General features: G+C 59.0%; 16 protein-coding genes and 1 pseudogene. 3 read left to right on the top strand and 14 right to left on the bottom strand.

The genetic code is table 11. The features are described 5' to 3' along the window. Nucleotides 1-77 precede the first annotated feature (77 nt). Both GWL_RS08590 and GWL_RS08585 read left to right on the top strand, forming a co-directional pair. Nucleotides 78-683, top strand: a pseudogene (locus tag GWL_RS08590) (FAD-dependent oxidoreductase); the annotation flags it as partial. Nucleotides 684-791: 108 nt separating this feature from the next. Next, a complete protein-coding gene (locus GWL_RS08585) occupies nucleotides 792-2,339 on the top strand; it encodes an IS91-like element ISPps1 family transposase (RefSeq protein WP_008328818.1) in 1,548 nt (515 codons plus the stop codon). 107 nt (nucleotides 2,340-2,446) lie between these two features. Here the strand turns inward: GWL_RS08585 and GWL_RS08580 are convergent, their stop codons facing one another. From GWL_RS08580 to GWL_RS08515, 14 genes are all read right to left on the bottom strand, one after another. Next, nucleotides 2,447-3,493, bottom strand: coding sequence for a DUF2207 domain-containing protein (locus tag GWL_RS08580; RefSeq protein ID WP_008328817.1), 1,047 nt, complete (start codon nucleotides 3,491-3,493; stop codon nucleotides 2,447-2,449). A gap of 188 nt (nucleotides 3,494-3,681) precedes the next feature. Then, the gene (locus tag GWL_RS08575; RefSeq protein WP_008328816.1) at nucleotides 3,682-4,959 is read right to left on the bottom strand and encodes a 3-phosphoshikimate 1-carboxyvinyltransferase; all 1,278 of its coding nucleotides are present in this window, start codon (nucleotides 4,957-4,959) and stop codon (nucleotides 3,682-3,684) included. A gap of 74 nt (nucleotides 4,960-5,033) precedes the next feature. Beyond that, nucleotides 5,034-5,186: a LemA family protein gene (locus GWL_RS22965; protein WP_255347958.1), complete on the bottom strand. Its 153-nt coding sequence runs from the start codon at nucleotides 5,184-5,186 to the stop codon at nucleotides 5,034-5,036. 165 nt (nucleotides 5,187-5,351) lie between these two features. Continuing rightward, nucleotides 5,352-5,690, bottom strand: a complete 339-nt coding sequence (locus GWL_RS08570; RefSeq protein WP_034350329.1) for a copper-binding protein — start codon at nucleotides 5,688-5,690, stop codon at nucleotides 5,352-5,354. 28 nt (nucleotides 5,691-5,718) lie between these two features. Beyond that, on the bottom strand, nucleotides 5,719-8,859 hold the full coding sequence (locus tag GWL_RS08565) for an efflux RND transporter permease subunit (RefSeq protein ID WP_008328814.1): 3,141 nt from the start codon (nucleotides 8,857-8,859) through the stop codon (nucleotides 5,719-5,721). Then, nucleotides 8,856-10,340, bottom strand: coding sequence for an efflux RND transporter periplasmic adaptor subunit (locus GWL_RS08560; protein ID WP_008328813.1), 1,485 nt, complete (start codon nucleotides 10,338-10,340; stop codon nucleotides 8,856-8,858). The genes GWL_RS08565 and GWL_RS08560 overlap by 4 nt, the downstream gene beginning before the upstream one ends. After that, a complete protein-coding gene (locus GWL_RS08555) occupies nucleotides 10,337-11,581 on the bottom strand; it encodes a TolC family protein (protein WP_034350328.1) in 1,245 nt (414 codons plus the stop codon). The genes GWL_RS08560 and GWL_RS08555 overlap by 4 nt, the downstream gene beginning before the upstream one ends. 494 nt (nucleotides 11,582-12,075) lie before the next feature. Next, entirely contained in the window at nucleotides 12,076-12,813 is a 738-nt protein-coding gene (gene arsH, locus GWL_RS08545; RefSeq protein ID WP_154134776.1) for an arsenical resistance protein ArsH, read from the bottom strand. Continuing rightward, nucleotides 12,779-13,207, bottom strand: coding sequence for an arsenate reductase (glutaredoxin) (arsC, locus tag GWL_RS08540; RefSeq protein WP_008328810.1), 429 nt, complete (start codon nucleotides 13,205-13,207; stop codon nucleotides 12,779-12,781). The genes arsH and arsC overlap by 35 nt, the downstream gene beginning before the upstream one ends. A gap of 9 nt (nucleotides 13,208-13,216) precedes the next feature. Then, nucleotides 13,217-14,416 (bottom strand): MFS transporter, encoded by a 1,200-nt coding sequence (locus GWL_RS08535; protein WP_008328809.1) that lies wholly within the window; start codon nucleotides 14,414-14,416, stop codon nucleotides 13,217-13,219. Nucleotide 14,417: 1 nt separating this feature from the next. Further along, nucleotides 14,418-15,701 carry an arsenic transporter gene (locus GWL_RS08530; RefSeq protein ID WP_008328807.1) on the bottom strand — a complete coding sequence of 428 codons (1,284 nt, stop codon included), beginning with the start codon at nucleotides 15,699-15,701 and terminating at the stop codon, nucleotides 14,418-14,420. Between the two features lie 64 nt (nucleotides 15,702-15,765). Then, nucleotides 15,766-16,275, bottom strand: a complete 510-nt coding sequence (locus GWL_RS08525; RefSeq protein ID WP_008328786.1) for an arsenate reductase ArsC — start codon at nucleotides 16,273-16,275, stop codon at nucleotides 15,766-15,768. A gap of 42 nt (nucleotides 16,276-16,317) precedes the next feature. After that, the gene (locus GWL_RS08520) at nucleotides 16,318-16,653 is read right to left on the bottom strand and encodes a helix-turn-helix transcriptional regulator (protein ID WP_008328785.1); all 336 of its coding nucleotides are present in this window, start codon (nucleotides 16,651-16,653) and stop codon (nucleotides 16,318-16,320) included. Nucleotides 16,654-17,040: 387 nt separating this feature from the next. Continuing rightward, on the bottom strand, nucleotides 17,041-18,003 hold the full coding sequence (locus tag GWL_RS08515; RefSeq protein ID WP_008328784.1) for a site-specific integrase: 963 nt from the start codon (nucleotides 18,001-18,003) through the stop codon (nucleotides 17,041-17,043). A 186-nt stretch (nucleotides 18,004-18,189) separates the two neighbouring features. Between GWL_RS08515 and GWL_RS08510 the strand changes: the two genes are divergently transcribed. Then, the gene (locus GWL_RS08510; protein WP_034350324.1) at nucleotides 18,190-19,221 is read left to right on the top strand and encodes a DNA-binding protein; all 1,032 of its coding nucleotides are present in this window, start codon (nucleotides 18,190-18,192) and stop codon (nucleotides 19,219-19,221) included.

The following is a 19,221-nucleotide window of genomic DNA, read 5'->3' as shown; positions in this document are numbered from 1 at the left end:
CAATGAAATCAACGATCTACCAACACCACCTCCGCGCCAGTGCTAGCTTTTCGTACCGTCACTTATTGCACTGAAAACGAGGAGACCCCAACGTGGACATCCAGATGCGCACCAATGTGCCGCACATCTTCGCCATCGGCGACATCGTGGGCCAGCCCATGCTGGCGCACAAGGCGGTGCATGAAGCGCACGTGGCGGCCGAGGTCATCGCCGGCGAACTGCAGGGCAACAAGGAACTGGCCAGCGCCGCCTTCAACGCCCGCGTGATCCCCAGCGTGGCCTACACCGACCCCGAAGTGGCCTGGGTGGGCCTGACCGAAGACCAGGCCAAGCAGCAGGGCATCAAGGTCAAGAAGGGCCTGTTCCCCTGGGCGGCCTCGGGCCGCGCCATTGCCAACGGCCGCGACGAAGGCGTCACCAAGCTGCTGTTCGACGACAGCCCCGAAGCAGGATCAGGAGACGGCCATGCTGGCCGGGGCCACGGCAAGATCTTGGGCGGTGGCATGGTCGGCACCCACGCGGGCGACATGATCGGAGAGATCGCGCTGGCTATCGAGATGGGTGCGGACGCAGTGGACATCGGCAAGACCATCCACCCGCATCCGACGCTGGGCGAGAGCATCGGCATGGCGGCGGAAGTGGCGCATGGCAGCTGCACGGATGTGCCGCCTGCGCGCAAGTAAGTCCGCAGCCAAGCTACCCTGACAAGGCCCGAACTGGCGACGGTTCGGGCCTTGTGCTTTGCGTACCCAAACAATCGCCGCAGAATACTGTGCATTTGTACAGTATTCATGTCAGCCACTTCCAAGCCCAAGCTCTACAACCCACGCCACCCCGAACGCACGCTGCTCTACCAAACGGTAGCCGAGCACTACGAGACCTGGCTAGAGTTGGCCAGCGCGGGTCAGTTCGACGGCCAGGGCGACCACCACACCCCCAAGCCCTTCGTGCGCAAAGCGTTTGCCAAGTATCTTGAGTGCGGCATCTTTGCCCATGGCTTTGCCCGCGCTCGCTGCGGCGACTGTGGGCACGACTACTTTGTAGCCTTCTCCTGCAAAGGCCGGGGAGTCTGCCCCTCGTGCACCACCCGGCGCATGGTGGAGACAGCAGCGCACCTGAACGACCACGTTTTCCCCCGCCTGCCGGTGCGCCAGTGGGTGCTGTCGGTTCCCAAGCGGCTTCGTTACTTCATGCAGCGCGACGGAGCGGTGCTGAGCATGGTGCTGCGCATCTTTCTGCGGGTGATCGCACAAACTCTGCAGACCCACAGCCCCGGTGCGGCCCATATGGACAAGGCAGGCCTGCACATCGGTGCCATCGCCTTCATTCACCGATTCGGCTCCAGCCTCAATGAACACGTCCACTTCCACGTTTGTGTGGTGGACGGGGTGTTTGAGGAAGTGGAGGGCGAGGGCGATGCTGATGCGACCCCTCGAATCTCATCGCCGGGTGTCATCTTTCACGCGGCCACCGGCATCGATGCGGCTACCGTGGCCCCAGTGCAGACCACACTGCAAAAACGCATCCTGCGCGCCTTCGTTGCTCGGGGCCTGCTGGAGAACTGTGACGCCAAAGACATGCTGGGCTACAAACACAGCGGCTTCTCGGTGGATGCGGGGGTGTGCATCGAAGCCCACGACCGCGCTGCGCTGGAGCGGCTGCTGCGCTATTGCGCGCGTCCACCGTTTTCCATGGAGCGCCTACGCAAAGAGGGAAGCAAACTGGTGTACCGCTGTGCCAAACAGCGCAGCGAGCCCACCAGTGACAAGCGTGGTGCCAAGGCAGATGAGCTGCACCTCACACCGCTGGAACTGATCGACCGCATCGCCGCGCTGGTGCCACCGCCACGCACCCACCGGCACCGCTACTTTGGTGTGCTGGCACCCAACTCGCCGCTCAGGGCGGCGGTAACGGCGCTGGCTCAGCCTGCTGCGTCGCAACCAGCCACGGTGGAGACTGCACAACCTGGCGCGGGCGTACCTGGGGTGGCGGCGCCGGGCAACGCGGCCACACCCACACCCGAACCTGAAGCACGCCCGAAGCGAGCGGCGCATTACTTGTGGGCGGTGCTGATTGCCCGCATCTACGAGGCATTTCCGCTGCTGTGCCCCATGTGCGGTGGGCAGATGCGCATCATTGCCTTCATCACCCACAGCGCCGAAATCCGCCACATCCTGAACCACATCGGGGTGGAGTCTGCCCCCCCGCACATCACCCCGGCACGCGGGCCACCGCTGTGGGAGGGCTGCGACGCGCCGGTGGATGATGGTGCGCAAGGCGAGCCGGATTGGGATCTGGCAGCTCAACCCGACGAGGTAGACCAGCGCGTCAATTGGTGACCCAGTGAAGCGGCGGTATCCATCGCTGCGGGGAAGCAGCTGCGCGCGCGCCAGGCCCAAATGCATACTGCCTCCCAAGCTCTTGCCATTGAGCGGCAAGCGAGCGCTCAACCTTCCTTGGCCGAACGTGTTTCGAGGCCCAAAACTCGTGCCATACTTGGCCTCATGCGGTTGAATTTCCTATCCGCGATGGAATTTTTCAGGTCTTCCAGAACGACGTAACCTTTGACGGCAAGATCAAGGGCAGACGCGGAAAGCGCCGTCCAGCCGGCGCCCGAAAAGCCCCTATTGTCGACGTAATTGACCAGCGCCGGCGACAACCCTTCCGGCGCATCCCAGCGCGGCACGACCACGCCTTTGGCCGGATCTCGGCCCACCGCGGACCATGCCCGCAGGTAATAGATGAGAACGGCCAGAAGCCCGCCGCCCGAGATCAGGATGGCCATATGATCTCGCAGCCACCAGCTTGTCTCCTGCGAACTCGCGGGCGCGGCAATCGCACCCTTGGGCAGCTTGACGGCAACCGTCATGCCCTCGCCCACCGAAAACGGGCGAGTGGAGGCGAAGAACACCTCGTTGCCTTCGCTGAGAATGCGCGCATCCTTGCCCTTCGCGCCAAGAGGGCCGGTAAAGACGGCGGTATCCGTGGCTTTCACGCCCTGTGGCAGCGTGATGGTAGCGGAAATCTCGCCCATGGGGAATTGCCAGCCATTGCCGGTAACATTCCAGGTCAGCTCGTCATAATCGCTGAAATAACGGATCTGCCGGGCGGTGGTGTAGGTGATCTGGAAGATATGTTCGCCGGTCGGCAGAAAACGGTCGGCGCTGCCGGTATAGATGCGGATGCCGCCATCGATGGTTTCGGTGCGCCAGTTCTCGGGCGCACCATCGCGCTCCACCGAAACGACGCTGAAATCCACCTTGGTGCGGCGGTTATTCGCATCCAGCGCATAAAGCGGAAAATCGCGGAAAATGCCGCGCTTGATGTTCTGGCCTTCGGCGCGGGCGGTGATGCTCTCCGTCACCGTCAGCTTTCCGTCTCGCGCAACCTCGATGACGGAATGATACGAACGGATGAACTCTTCCGCGAAAGCCGGGAAGGCCGCGCCCAGGAAGACGAACAGCGCGAGAAATCTTGCGGCGATGGTCTTCACGGGTGATTTCTCCTTAAGGGAATGGAGCGTTTCCGGTTTCAGAATACAGTCATTGCCGTCATACCGGGCTAGACCCGGTATCCAGCAGCCGCGCGTCTGCGCGGCTTGAAGAGTCTTTCGCGATCAAGGACTTGATCGCACTGGATTCCGGCTCAGGGCCGGAATGACGGAAAACCAATACCGTTCTTCTAATGCTGCGGCTCGGCAGCGGTTTCCTTTTCCGAGTATTCGACGCCCAGCGAGGCGAGCGCCTTCCAGTAACCGGGATAGGTCTTGCCCACGCAGGCCGGATTCTGGATGGCAATGCCGCCGATCTTCAGCGCCGCCAGCGCAAAGCTCATGGCGATACGGTGGTCGGCGAAAGTGTCGATCGAGGCATTCACCGTCTGGCCCGCAAGCGAGGGATCGGAATGCACGATCAAGTCGTCGCCTGCCTCATGCGCCAAACCATCGCGGATTTCGTTGAGGCCGAGTGAGACGGCGCGGATTCGGTCGCATTCCTTGACGCGCAGATTGGCGATGCCGACGAAACGCACCGGTGTTTCGTTGAAGGCAGCGAGAACCGCAATGGTGGGAATGGCATCCTGCATCTGCGAACCGTCGATTTCAGCGGGCAGGTGGGGAAACTGCGCCATGACCTCATGGGCCTTGGCATCCGGCTGGGTGAACTTATCGGCCGGCGTGCCGATATCGATGGCGCCGCCGGTCAAAAGCTCAGCGCCCCAGAGATAGGTGGCGGCGGAGGCATCCGGCTCGATGTGGAAATCGGTTGCCGTGTAACCCGTCGGATGCACGCGCCAGATGGCGTTGCTCACCCGCTCCACCTTCGCACCGAATGCTTCCATGGCCGATGTGGTGAGATCGATATAGCCCTTCGCGCCGATTTCCTCGCCCTTGAGGATGATATCGACAGGCTTGTCGCCGCAGGCGGCGGCCATCAGAAGTGCGGACACATATTGGCTGGAAAGGTTGGCGTCGATCGTGACGCTGCCCTTCGGGAAACCCGTACCCTTGCCGCAGACGGTGACGGGCGGGCAGCCGGTCGGCGCCTCCGCCTCAACGCCGAGGGAGCGCAGGGCTTCCACCAGCGGCATGATCGGGCGTTTGCGCATATGCTCGTCGCCATCGATGATGACGGCGCCATCCACAAGGGCGGCAGCGGCGGTGAGAAAGCGGGTGGCTGTGCCGGCATTGCCGAGGAAAAGCGGCTTTTCCGGCTGATGCAACACACCTGAACTCTCCACCACGAAGGTGGTGGCGTCAGGCTCGGTTACCTTGACACCCATCTCACGCAGCGCTTCTGCCATGTAAAGCGTATCGTCGCTTTTCAGCGCGCCCGTGAGACGGCTTTTGCCCTTGGCGAGCCCGGCCAGCAGAAGTGCACGGTTGGTAATGGATTTGGAACCGGGCGGCTCCACCTTGCCGGAAAGCGGGTGGCCGGGCGGGGTGATGGTCAGTTCGATCATGATCGTCGTCTTGTCAAAGTATGCGGCGCAAAGCCGGGCTATCGGAATATCGGCGGGAATTTGTGAGCCGGTGCTTAGAACTTAACGGTCGGCACGGCGCGGTCGGCCGGGTTGTCGATCTCGAAATAGGGCGCCTTGGCAAAACCGAACTGCCCCGCCACGAGATTGGACGGGAAGCTCTCCACCTTGACGTTAAGATCGCGGGCAGCGCCATTGTAGGGAGCCAGCCGAGATAAAGCAAATGTTCATACATAAGCGAAAAAGTAATTAAGAAATAATCCATTATTCATATTTCGTAGATGATTGGTTGCCATTGCGCGCATATCGATGCCTTGCTCACATCCAACCGTCCGTGTCGCATAGGAAATTTGCAATCACGGACGGTACCCGGCTTATTTAGCTGGACGAATTCCCGTCACGACAGGTGCGGCTCCACTCCCCTTTAAGTCGAATGTGACCTGGTCTCCGACTTTGAGTCCTTGTAGCATTTTCTCATCCGATACTTTGAAGCCCATGGTCATCGCTGGCCAGTTTAGTTCTTTAATGGGTTGATGCGCCAAGGTAACGGTTTTCTGCTTCGGGTCGAGGCTCTTGATGACCCCGGTTCCATGAGAAACCATTTCGCCAACATCAGCCTGGCCCATTTTCATGCCCTGCATATCTGCGGCAAACACGGGCGCAATGCTGCCCAGGGATGCGGTAAAAAGCATGGCGTAAATCACGTTCTTCATGACAACTTCCTTTCACTTTGAAGATAAATTAAGCCGGATTGGCTTTGGGTTGACGACCACGCATCAAGCGATACGCGGCCGGAATGACGAACATCGAAAGCAACGGAGCGGTAATCATGCCGCCGACCATCGGCGCTGCAATCCGGCTCATGACTTCGGAGCCGGCACCGCTTCCCCACAGAATCGGAATCAGCCCCGCCAGGATGACGGCCACGGTCATCGCTTTTGGGCGTACCCTGAGCACGGCACCTTCGCGGATTGCATCCTCCAGTACGGGGACCGAGATAGCGCCTACCTGTTGTTCACGGACAGAGACCGCCTGCTTCAGGTACAGCAGCATGACGACGCCGAATTCAGCGGACACGCCCGCAAGAGCAATGAAACCGACACCGGTGGCAACCGATAGGTTGTAGCCCTGGGCATAGAGAAACCAGATGCCGCCGACCAAAGCAAATGGCAGTGACGCCATGATCAATGCTGCCTCATCGAAGCGTCGGAACGTCAGATAGAGCAGCACGAAGATGATCATCAGCGTCGCCGGCACCACTAGCTTTAAACGTGCATTTGCCCGCTCCAGGTATTCGAATTGCCCCGAGTAAGCAATGCTCAGTCCGGGCGTTAGCTTTACTTTGGAACTGACCGCAGCGCGCAAATCGGCGACCACAGATGACAGATCCCTATCCCGGACATCGACATAGATCCAGCCGCTGGGCCGAGCATTCTCACTTTTGAGCATGGGCGGGCCATCGCTGATCTTCAGCTTGGCGACGGTTCCCAAGGTGATCTGCTGCCCGCTGGCGGTCAGGATCGGCAGATCGCGCAGTCGCTCCAGCGAGTCGCGAGTCTCTCTCGGATAGCGAACGCTGATCGGATAACGTGCCAGTCCCTCAATCGTCTCACCGACATTCTCCCCACCGATGGCCGACGAGACGATGCTCTGGACATCAGCGATATTGAGACCGTAGTTGGCGGCAGTCAGCCGGTCGATATCGACATCCACGTAACGTCCGCCACTGAGACGTTCGGCGAGCGCGGAGCTGACACCTGGCACCTCTTTGGCAACCTGTTCGATTTGTTGCGCCGTCTTGTCGATATCAACCAGGCTAGTGCCTGACACTTTGACGCCAATCGGGCTTTTTATCCCGGTAGCCAGCATGTCTAGCCTGTTACGAATGGGCGGTACCCAGATGTTCGATAGGCCAGGCACTTTGACGACCCGGTCAAGCTCATTCACCAACTTTGCCGGCGTCATGCCGGGGCGCCATTGATCACGCGGCTTGAATTGAATGGTCGTTTCGAACATCTCCAGGGGGGCTGGATCGGTCGCACTCTCAGCACGGCCAGCTTTGCCGAAAACACTGGCGACTTCCGGAACCGTCTTGATCAGGCGATCGGTCTGTTGCAGCAGTTCGGCAGCTTTGGATGCGGACAAGCCTGGCAAGGCTGACGGCATATAGAGTAGATCCCCCTCATCCATCTGCGGCAAGAACTCACCGCCCAAACGGCTGATCGGCCATAAGGTCGTCAACAGCGCAAGCGCCGCAATTGCCAGTGTCGTCCTAGGGCGGCGCAAGACGGCTTCCAGTAACGGCCGATAGCAACGAATCAGCCAGCGATTGAGCGGATTGCTGTTCTCCGAGGGGATCTTCCCGCGGATCATGTAGCCCATCAGGATCGGGATCAGTGTGACGGATAGTCCGGCGGCACCGGCCATTGCATAGGTCTTGGTAAATGCCAATGGCCCGAATAAGCGTCCCTCCTGCGCCTCGAGGGTAAATACCGGGATAAATGACAGCGTAATGATCAGCAAGCAGAAAAACAGCGTTGGTCCGACCTCTGCCGCCGCCTCACCGATGACTCTCCAATGGGTTTCCCCCTGTAAAGGTTGCCCTGGATGTCGATGCTTCCACTCTTCGATATGCTTGTGCGCATTCTCGATCATGACGACGGCGGCATCGACCATAGCACCAATTGCAATGGCGATCCCTCCTAGGGACATGATGTTGGCGTTGACGCCCTGATACCGCATGACGATGAAGGCAATCATGATGCCCAGTGGCAGAGAGACGATGGCCACCAGTGCGGAACGCAGATGCCAGAGAAACAGGCCGCAAACAACCGCAACGACGATGAACTCCTCAAGCAGCTTGTGCGACAGGTTGTCGATGGCGCGATCGATCAACTGGCTGCGGTCGTAGACAGGTACGACCTCAACACCGGTGGGTAGGCTTTTTTTGAGCTCTTCCAGTCGGCTCTTGACGGCCGCAATGGTGTCCCGCGCATTCTTGCCTGAGCGCAGGATGATGACGCCGCCCACCGACTCGCCTTCGCCATTGAGTTCCGCAATGCCGCGGCGCATCTCCGGCCCGAATTGGATGGCCGCTACATCGCCCAGTTTGACGGGTACGCCGTTTTTCCCCGTCGCCAAGGGAATGTTGCGGAAGTCCGCCAGCGTCTTCAAATAGCCGGAAGCCCGCACCATGTACTCGGTTTCCGCCATCTCCAGCACCGAGCCACCGGTTTCTTGGTTGGCCTTTTTGATCGCGTCGACAACCTTGTCTTGCCCGATGCTGTAGGCCGCCAGTTTCACCGGGTCGAGCACTACTTGGTATTGCTTGACCATGCCGCCTACCGTTGCGACTTCGGCGACATTGGGCAGGCTCTTGAGCTCATATTTCAGGAACCAGTCTTGCAGGCTACGTAACTGGGCCAGGTCGTGTTGCCCGCTCCTGTCGACCAGCGCGTACTCATAGATCCAGCCGACGCCGGTAGCGTCCGGCCCCAGTGATGCCTTGGCCGAGGCCGGAAGGCGCCCCTGCACCTGGTTGAGATATTCCAGTACCCGGGAACGTGCCCAATACATATCCGTGCCGTCCTCAAACAAGACATAGACGAAGGAGTCCCCGAAGAACGAGTAGCCCCGCACCGTCTTTGCACCCGGCACCGACAGCATGGTAGTTGCCAGCGGATACGTTACCTGGTTCTCGACGATTTGCGGCGCCTGGCCAGCATAGGTAGTCCGGATGATGACCTGAACATCCGAAAGATCGGGCAACGCGTCCACAGGGGTGGTCTTGAGCGCCCATACCCCCCAGGCCCCCAGAAAAAGCACGCCAAACAAGACCAGGAAGCGGCTGCGAAGCGACCATTTGATGAGTTTTTCGATCATGGCGTGCTCCGATCCAGCTTCTCGATCACATAATTGCCATTTCTCTCTTGGAAACCGAAATGCACGCTATCTCCCGCCTTGAGACGTGTTGCCATCTCAGGCCGCGCCAGTTTGAATGACATTGTCATGGCTCCCCAACCCAGTGTTGGGACCGGACCGTGCGAGAGCGTGATGTCAGTGTCCCGCAGTGATTCGATTTTCCCGGTCGCCTCATTGAGTGACATCTGGGCGCTCTTGGCGTCGGCGCCTGGTGAAGTGTTCAGCCGCGCGAGCACGCCTTTAAGGCTGGCCTCGGAATCGATGAGGAATTGACCGGACGTGACAACTTGTTGGCCTTCAGTGACGCCATCCAGGATGACGCTCTTTCCATCGGATTCTTGGCCAAGCTTCACTTCGACCGGCTGGTAGCGACCATCGCCTGTTGTGACCAGCAGGATATTGCGCGCGCCGGTGCGGATGACCGCTTCAGACGGTACCAGTAGACTTGGTGCTGCCTTGCCGCCTCCTAAGCCGATTTGCGCATACATGCCCGGCTTCAATTTGCCATCGCGATTGGGCAACTCGGCGCGAACCCGGAGGGTACGGCTGTCGGCGTTGCTCTCCGGCAGAACGGCAAGGATCTTGCCTGTGAATTTTTCGCCTGGGTACGCCGCAAAATCCGCTTCCAGCTTACCGCCGACGTTGACTAGTGCGGCTTGCGCCTCAGGAATTGCCGCTTCTAGCCACACGGTATCGAGCCCGTTGATCCTGGCCAAAGGCGCTCCGGCCGATACCGTCATTCCACTCCTGATATCCAAGGTCTGAATCAAGCCCGCAATAGGTGCAGCGATGGTCACTACCGTCTGAGGTCGGCCGCTTTTCTCTACACGGCTAATCAGATCAGCCGGCATTCCGAGCAACTGCAGACGTGCACGGGCGGCCTGGATCAGCGCCAGGTCCTTCGTACCGAGCACCGCCAAAAATTCCGCTTGGGCGCCAGCCCATTCCGGAATGAGCAAGTCCACCAGGGGCCCGCCGCGTTCAATGACGTCGCCAGGAGCACGTGCGTAGACCCGCTCAACAAAGCCGTTGCTTCGGGCCTGGACAATCGCCACCTGGCGATCATTGAGCTGCACGTTGGCGACAGCGCGCACGGTGCTCGAAAAGCTGCCACGCTCGACCTTGGCGGTGCGCATTCCCAGGTTCTGGCTAATCCCAGAGTCAATCTTGACGCCGGCGCCGTCACCTTGCTCATCCGCATATTTCGCGACCAGTTGCATGTCCATGAACGGCGACTTTCCCGGCTTGTCGAAACGCTGATTCGGCATCATCGGGTCGTACCAATACAGTACCTTGCGTTCAACTTGCGTGGCAGGATTCCCTGTCTTGATAGGCATGGCTTCGGCGCCGGCGGCGCGATGGGCCATCCAATATCCACCCATGCCGCTCACCGCGGCAACCGCCGCGATCAGTACGGCGATCTGGTAAGTGCTTTTTTTCATTGTTGATCTTCCCCATAGGCGAAATAGAGTTGGGCGGCGACTGCGGATCTTTGCGCCTCCAAATCGATGATTTTCAGGCGCTGGTCGACGACTTCCCGGCGTGCCGCGAGGACTGTCGTCAAGTCACTTTTGCCTGCGCGATAGCTGGCGTATTGGAGGTCGGTTTTTTGCTGTGCCAGCGGCAAGGCCGTCTGGTTAGCGCGTTCAAGCTGCCGGGTCAAGGATTGGTAGTCGGCCAGATCGCTTTCGAGCTCGTTGGTGTGATCGCGCAGCATGGCCTCGCGGTCTGCATCGATGCGATATAGCTCTTGCTGTTTAGCCGCGATGAGGGGATCCTGCCTTGTCGCGGGGGAAACTGGAATCTCGAACGTGAACTGGACCGACACCATGTTGCCAAAGCGCGGGTCACGTCGCTGATAGGCTAGCTCGACACCCCAATCGGATTTCTTCATCGCCTGCGCTTGGCGCAATTCTGCTTCCGCCTTGTGGCTCTCCGCAGAATAGGCTTCCAGTTCCGGATGCTTGTGCAAGTGATCGCGTAAATGGTCAGCATCGATGCGCAGCTCAGGCAACGCATCGACCAGTGGCTCATCGGCTTCACCACCCACATAGCGGCGGAGGCCGGACTTGGCCTTGACGAGGTCGCGGATCAGTTCATCACGACGGTCAGCCAATTGAGCCGCTTCCTGCTTGGGCATTACGCTATCGGCCACCTGGGTACGGCCAGACGCGATCTGGGCGCGCACGGCATCTACCAGAAGCTGATTCTCTTTGCCCAAATCATCGAACAGCGAGATCTTGCGTTCCAGGAAATAGCGCTTGAGCCAAGCCAAGGCCGTGGCTCGGCGCAGCTTGAGGCGCTCCACTTGCCGCTGTGCTTGCGCAGTTTCGATCGAAGCTTCGGCTACGGCAACGCGGGCCTGGCGCTTGGCCGCATTGGGAAAATCCTGCATGACGCCGATTTTCTGCATCGTCATGGAGTCGGCATTGAGTCGGCCTCGATCCGGCCCGGAGACGGGATAGTTGTCGACTCCGGCAAAGATCTTGGGGTCAGGTAAAGCACCTGCGGGTATCGCCGATGATTGGGCTGCCGCAATTTGAGCCCTGTTGGAGGCCAGGTTGGGAGACTGGCGCTCGGCGATATCGAGCGCAGCGTTAAAAGATAAGGGAGCCGCGTGGGCAAGGCCGGACATCCCTGCCAGCAAAGCAAGCAGGGCCCCGGATATCCTGTGAAAGGACATGATTGTTCACTCCATAGCGTGACTGCGCGAAAAAGCGCGCGAAAGACCACTTGGCGCTCAAGCCAAGCGTGTCAAGAAATCAGCAACGATCAGAGTGAACGAGGGGGACGCCACAATCCGGACAGATCGTGGGAAGGAAGAAACGATTCGGGCAACAGGGAGACCGTTGCGATCAAGGGAAGAACCTGCAGATTAACGTCCGCTGAAGGTGTGGTCGACGGAAACACTTGGCAAATCTTGCAGGCGTCTCCCATCTTGCATGGCGCCGTCGATTTTGATGACTTGTCCCCACTTGACATGCTCATGACGCAAGTTTCGTCCGAGCTGTTTGCGGAGACCGACATCTCCATGGCAGGAGTGACACTACGCATCATTTCGACCATGCGCACAGCCGCCAATCCCTCAAGGGGAATGGCAATGGCTAGCAACACTATCAGAAATGTACGAAGCATTTTCATCGCACAAATTATAGATCATGTCTCGATGAGCTGGGTTTAAATAGATTTCTGGTTCATTCGCTTGCTCAGTTCTAATGCGCTTTCTCGGCGTTCGCTGTATCGGTCGGTCAGGAACGGCGAGACATCACGCGTTAGCAGCGTGAATTTGAACAGTTCTTCCATCACATCGACCACCCGCTCGTAGTAAGGCGATGGCTTCATCCTGCCGGCGTCGTCAAATTCTAGGTACGCTTTGGCCACCGAGGATTGATTGGGAATGGTCAGCATCCGCATCCAGCGCCCCAAAATCCGCATTTGATTCACAGCATTGAAGGACTGCGATCCACCGGACACTTCCATGACGGCCAAGGTCTTGCCCTGTGAAGGACGGATAGCCCCCTGTGTCAACGGAATCCAGTCAATCTGGGCCTTCATGATGCCGGTCATAGCGCCGTGGCGCTCTGGCGAACACCAAACCATACCTTCGGACCAGTTCGCCAGCTCGCGTAGTTCCGCGACCTTAGGATGTGTCTCCGGCTCACTATCCGGCAGCGGCAAGCCGCGGGGATCAAAGATCTTGACCTCGCCGCCCATCGCTTCCAGCAGCCGTGCCGCTTCCATGGTCAGTAATCGGCTGTAAGAGCGTTCACGAACAGATCCGTACAGCAGGAGAAAGCGCGGACGGTGGGTCGATGCGCCAATTTTTGAGAAGTCGCCGATTGCAGGCACCTTGAATTGGCCGGGATCGACGTTGGGCAGATCAGTTACCTGGTGCGACACGTTGGCCCTCCGCATTGATCACGACTTCGCCGTCTTCCTTGGTGAAAGCGCCTTGTTGCGGGTTCGGGAGGATGTCCAATACCAACTCGGACGGACGGCACAGCCTGGTTCCCTTGGTCGTCACGACGAACGGCCTGTTGATCAGGATGGGATTTGCCAGCATTGCATCCAGTAGTTGATCGTCGGTCAAGGTGACGTCATCCAGGCCCAGCTCAGCGTAAGGCGTGCCTTTCTGGCGAATGGCCTCGCGAACCGTCAGACCGGCATCCTGAATCATCTTGACCAGCTGCTCACGGCTGGGTGGATGCTGCAGGTACTCAATCACTGTCGGCTCTTCGCCGCTGTTGCGGATCATGGCCAGGGTGTTGCGGGAGGTCCCGCATGCAGGGTTGTGATAGATGATCGTCATGATGAGGTCCTATTGTGAAATCGGCTCTGATTGCGGGCGAATCGCCGCCGTAGCGAAAAAGAAGAGAATTGCTCCCGTCGCCGCTATGGCAACCAGGGCAGCTATGGCACCGGGATAGCCGCCCCCGACGCTATAGAGGAGCGATGCGACGAACGGACCGGCTGCGAAAGCGATCGTGACCGGAGTTGCCATCGCGCCGCTGATGGCGCCGTAGGCCTCACGGCCATACAACTCAGCTGGCAGCGTCCCGCGAACGATGGTCATGACGCCGTTGCCCATGCCGTACAGGATGGCAAACAGTCCGTAGAGCACCAGCCAGTCAGCTGGGGCATAGAGCAGAAGCAAAGCTACTGGCAGCAAGGAAATGGCAAACTGGCCCGTCTGCCTGGTGCTGGCCTTCTTCCCGATCGTGGTCTCCAGGATTCGGCCCAACACCTGCATGGGGCCAATCATCGCTCCGATTGCGGCGGCATAGTACGGCGTCATTCCGCGATCATGCAAAATCGACATCAAGTGCAACGACATTGCCGAGAACACCAGGGCGTTCAAGGTCACGGCCGTCGTCACTGCATAAAAACTCGGTTGCCGTAGCACAGCCCTCAGGTCCCAATCCTTATTGGCGGCGGCCTTGGTCTTCTGAATAGACCTGGCTGCTGGAAGCAGCATATGAACCGGCAGGCAGATCACCAGGTTGGCCACCGCGTAAATCTGCCACGTCGTCCGCCAGCCATACTGCTCCAGCAACCATTGGGTCAGCGGCCAGGCGACGGTACTGGCAAAGCCACCAAAAAGCGTCAACATCGTGATGGCGCGGCGGAAATCTGCTTGGAAGACCTGGGTCAACACGGCGAACGCCGGCTGGTATAGCGTCGCGCTCATGGCCAGCCCGATTACCGCCCAGATGAGATAAAGCCCCTGCGCATCGTGAACGAACGACATGGCCGCCAGCATCAAGGCGGCCAATACGGTTCCGGCGCCCATCAGCAGCCGGCCACCGATGCGGTCAATGATGCTGCCGGCCAGCGTGGACATTAGCCCCGAAATGAGCAGCGCAAGGGAATAAGCTCCGACCACGACTGGCTTGGAGAGCTGCAGCTCAGTCTGCATCGGCTGCATCAAGATCCCGTAGGCATAGAACATCGAGCCCCAGCCGACAATCTGGGTCAGCCCAAGTGATGGAATCAGCCAGGTCGATTTACGGGCATCCACTTCAGCTTCCCAGTCTCAGCGCCAAGGCGGACAGCGTCACCAGCAGGACGGGCAGCGTCAGCATTGCGCCCACCCGGAAGTAATAGCGCCATGAGATGTGGATGCTCTTCTTGTCCAGCACATGCAACCAGAGCAAGGTCGCCAGGCTACCGATGGGGGTGATCTTGGGGCCAAGGTCGCTGCCAATGACATTGGCGTAGACCATTGCTTCCTTCACCGCGCCTTCGGCTGTGGTGGCGTCGATCGACAGTGCGCCCACCAGCACCGTCGGCATGTTGTTCATGATGGACGACAGGAAAGCCGTCAAGAAGCCGGTACCGAGGGCAGCGCCCCAGACGCCGTGCTCTGCAAAGCCGTTCAGCGCGCTTGTCAGGTAGTCCGTCAGGCCCGCATTGCGCAGCCCATACACCACCAGGTACATCCCCAGCGAGAAGAACACGACCTGCCAGGGCGCGCCCTTGATGACCTCGCGCGTAGAAATGACATGGCCTTTGCCTGCAACTGCCAGGAGGATCAGTGCACCAACCGCCGCCACGGCGCTGATGGGCACACCGAGGCCTTCCAGCCAGAAGAAACCCACCAGCAGCAGCGCAAGCACCCACCAGCCGGCGACGAACGTTGCTCGATCATGGATGGCCGCGACGGGATCCGGAACCTGGGTCAGGTCATAGTTTGCGGGGATATCTCGACGGAAGTAGAGAAAGAGCACGATGAGCGTCGCCACGACTGACACGATGTCGACGGGGATCATGACCGAGGCATATTCCGCGAATCCGATCTTGAAGAAGTCCGCCGAGACAATATTCACCAAGTTGGATACCACCAGTGGCAGACTGGCCGTGTCGGCGATGAAGCCGGCTGCCATGACAAAGGCCAGCGTCGCCTGGGGCGAGAATCGCAGCGCCAGCAGCATGGCGATGACGATCGGCGTCAGGATCAGCGCGGCGCCATCGTTGGCGAACAGGGCAGATACGGCTGCGCCCAACAGGATCAGCAGTACGAACAGCATGCGGCCGCGACCACCACCCCACCGGGCTACGTGCAAAGCTGCCCACTCGAAGAAGCCGGCCTTGTCCAGTAGCAGGCTGATGATAATGATGGCGATGAAGGTACCCGTGGCGTTCCAGACGATGTGCCAGACAACCGGGATGTCCGAAAGATGAATGACGCCGGCAGCCAAAGCCACGGCCGCGCCAGCGCACGCACTCCAGCCAATGCCGAGCCCCTTGGGCTGCCAGATCACAAAAATCAGGGTGAGCAGGAAGATGACAAAAGCGGCCAGCACTTTCTTTCCTTGGTCGAAGAAGATGAATCAGGAGCCGAGAGCCATCGGGCTCTCGCCGTGAGGTTTAAACCGGGGTGGCGCCGATAGCGTCCATCTCACGCTTGATCGAGGTCTTTTCGAGCGTGTGGAACGGCAGGCTGGCGAAGATGTTCACGCGGGTCATGATCTGGCGGGCAACCTTCGAGAATACGGCGCGCTTTTGCTCGTCGGTGCCGGTAGCAGCCGCTGGATCTTCGAATCCCCAGTGGGCCGAGATCGGTTGTCCTGGCCAGATCGGACATACTTCGCCGGCGGCGTTGTCGCAAACCGTGATGATGAAGTCCATCTTTGGGGCATCCGGTGCCGCAAACTCGTCCCAGCTCTTGCTGCGCAGGTCATTCAGCGGATAACCAGTCGCGTGGATCTGTTCTAACGCCAGCGGATTGACGGCGCCGGCCGGATGACTGCCTGCGCTGTAGGCATTGAAACGGCCTTTGCCCATGGTGTTGAGCAGTGCTTCGGCCATGATGCTGCGGGCCGAATTACCGGTGCAGAGGAAAAGAACGTTGTAGGTCTTCTGTTGGCTAGTGGACATGGTGACTCCTTGGCGTGAAGGCCTGGCGGTTCCAGGCATTGATTATTCGGCAGTAGCGGTTGGCTCGCAGCATGCCGTCACCGGCGAGCACACGTTGCCACCGCAGCAGTTCTCGGTGAGGAACCCCAGAACATCGTTCATGACGGTGTAGTTGGCGGCATAGATGACGAAGCGCCCCTCCTGGTGCGAAGTCACCAGACCGGCATGCGAGAGTTCTTTCATGTGGAAAGACAGGGATGAGGGAGCAATGTCCAAGGCTTCCCCTATTTTGCTGGCAGCACTGCCCTCTGGCCCGACCTGAACGAGAAAGCGGAAGATGGCCAGGCGAGAGTCCTGTGCCAAAGCAGCCAGTGCGGCAATAACGGTCTTGGTTTCCATCACAGCTCCAATCAATCCAATGATTCAATTATTATTGAATTATTAGATTAAAACAAGAGCGTGTTGGATTTTGGTAGAAGTGGACCGCTATCGGTCAATAACGGACTTCTGACGTTTCGTTCTGCCCAGGTAGTAGAACGTGAGGGTCGACCGACACGGCAAAACAAGATGCCCAAGATGCTTTAAAAGCGGAATTAAAGGCACTGCTCACTACAAAGGGGGGGAATAGCTTCGCCAGGCTATATTTCCTCGATCCAGATAGAGCTGGAGTGCCCAACACCATCTCTACTGCGTCCATGTACCGGAGCTTATTCAATTTCTTGCGCTGAATCCCCCCGCCATGGGCCTGACAAAAAATCATCGTCGGCTAGAAAGGCAATGCTCAACTCAGGATTGCTCCAGCAGAGGAGGCGTCTTGGGAATGAGACGCTCCAACATTTCTCGGTGATATGGATCCGGCGAATCTACATATCGCGAAGCCGAACTGACGTTTTTCCATCCCACGTACTCCATCAGCGCCCGCATCTCCCATCCATTAGCGCTGGCCCAACTGGCAAAGCCTCGGCGCAATGAGTGCGAACTATAAAGGTGGACGTCCGTAACCCCAGCGGTCTTTAAGATCCGGCGAAACAACGGAATGATGCTGGCCGCGTTGACGGCACCTTCGCTAATCGTGCCCCAGCGGTCAATGCCCCTGATAACGCCGCCCGATTTCAGACCGCTGATAGCCAACCAGTCTAGGTAGGCTGCCACCGGGCATAGCTTCGATAACGCGGGCGTTTTGTAGGTGGTGCCTTTGAGGCTTCGGTCGGTCTTCGTGCGTGGCAAATAAATCGTCATGCCTTCGCCGGCAACGGCCTCGATGCGATCAATTTCCAGCCTGGCCAGCTCGTCGCTGCGAAATCCGCGCCAAAATCCAATGAGCAGCAGCGCCTTATCGCGGGTGTGACGGAGCAGATCGCCGAAGCGCCCCTGGTGCCGTGCCTGCTCGCGCTGCTGTTCGAGCCAGGCGCAGGTCTGCTCAAGCGCATCAAGCTGCAGCGGCTTGGCCCGCTTTTCTTGCGCGGGATGCAGTTCCTGGATGCCGCGCAGCATCTTGCGCACCACAGGTGCCTTGGTCGGGTCCGGAAAACCTTGGTCGACGTGCCATTGACCCAGTGCAGAGATGCGTTGTTTCAGGGTGTTGTGCGCCAATACGCCCGCATAGGCGGCCAGGTACCGCACGATGCTATCGGCGGTGGCCGGCAGGAAGCCGCCCCATTCAGCCTCGAAATGGTTCACTGCGGCGCGGTAGCTTTTTCGGGTGTTGTCCCGGGTGGCGGCCCGCAAGTAGTCATCAATCTGGATCATGGCGCTTGAATCTTAAAAAGGCGGCATTACAGGTGGATGGAGTCGGATGACGTCGATTTTAGCCCATCAGGATACATAACGAGTCAATATTTAATCTGTGAATATAAGCGCTCATCTCCGAAAATCTCTTCTAATTTGGTATGTAAATACGTATTATGTAATCCATTATCAAAAACAAGGATCGCCATGGCGCGCACAGGCTTGTACAAATCCGAGGTCAAGAAGGCACGTGACACCCTGCTGGCCATGGGTCGACGCCCCTCCGTGGATGCTGTTCGCATCGAATTGGGCAATACCGGATCCAAAACCACGATTCACAAGTATCTCAAGGAACTGGAGGAGGAAGAAGGCGCAACGGCGGTGCCGTCGCGCACTATCAGCGAGGCCTTACAGGACCTCGTGGAACGGCTTGCAGCGCAGCTCCAAGCAGAAGCGGACGCGCAGGTGCGCTCGGCCAGATCTGAGGCCGATTCAGCCACAGGCCGCCTGCAGGCTGAACTGGAGACCTTGCGTATGACGGTGACTGACTTGTCCGCCCGATCGGCAAAGGCCGATGCCGCTCGACTGCATGAGGTTCAAGCTCACGAGCAAACTCGTACTCAGCTCCAGGAGCAGACGGTCGAAAGCCGCGCGCTTGAGGTGCAAGTGCGGGTCCTTCACGAGCGCCTTGCGGAAAACGAGCAGCACCGCAATTCTCTGGAAGAGAAGCACCAACACGCCCGGGAGGCCCTTGAGCACTACCGAACTGCAACCAAAGAACAGAGGGAACAGGATCTGCGGCGCCATGAGCAGCAGATTCAGACTTTGCAGGCCGAGTTGCGCCAGCTCAGGCAGGAGGCCATCGTCAAACAAGAGGAAGTGACCCGCGTTAACCAAGAAGGCGTCCGACTAGTCGCGGAGCTGTCGCATTCACAGCAAGCCCTCTACGATCAGCGCAGCCTTGTAGCGCGACTCCAGCAAAAACTGGACACGCTACAAGAGGTTGCCAACCGAAATCAGATGCTGGAGTCCCAGCTGGCTGACAGGAACGCTGTCACCGAGCAGCTGCAAGCCAGCCTGGCCCGTGTGGAGCAAGAAAATGCGACGGCAACCCAGCTGTTACAGAAAGCAGAGATCGAACGAGCAGCACTACAAGCAAAGCTGGATGCCCATGAAAGCCTCAGTGCCGAGTTGCGCGCTCATCTGCGAGACACCGAGCCCGCGCCGCGCAAAAAATAG

It is taken from the genome of Herbaspirillum sp. GW103, from assembly GCF_000261365.1.
Lineage (GTDB): Bacteria > Pseudomonadota > Gammaproteobacteria > Burkholderiales > Burkholderiaceae_D > Herbaspirillum.
This window is presented reverse-complemented; position numbering and strand designations above follow the sequence as displayed.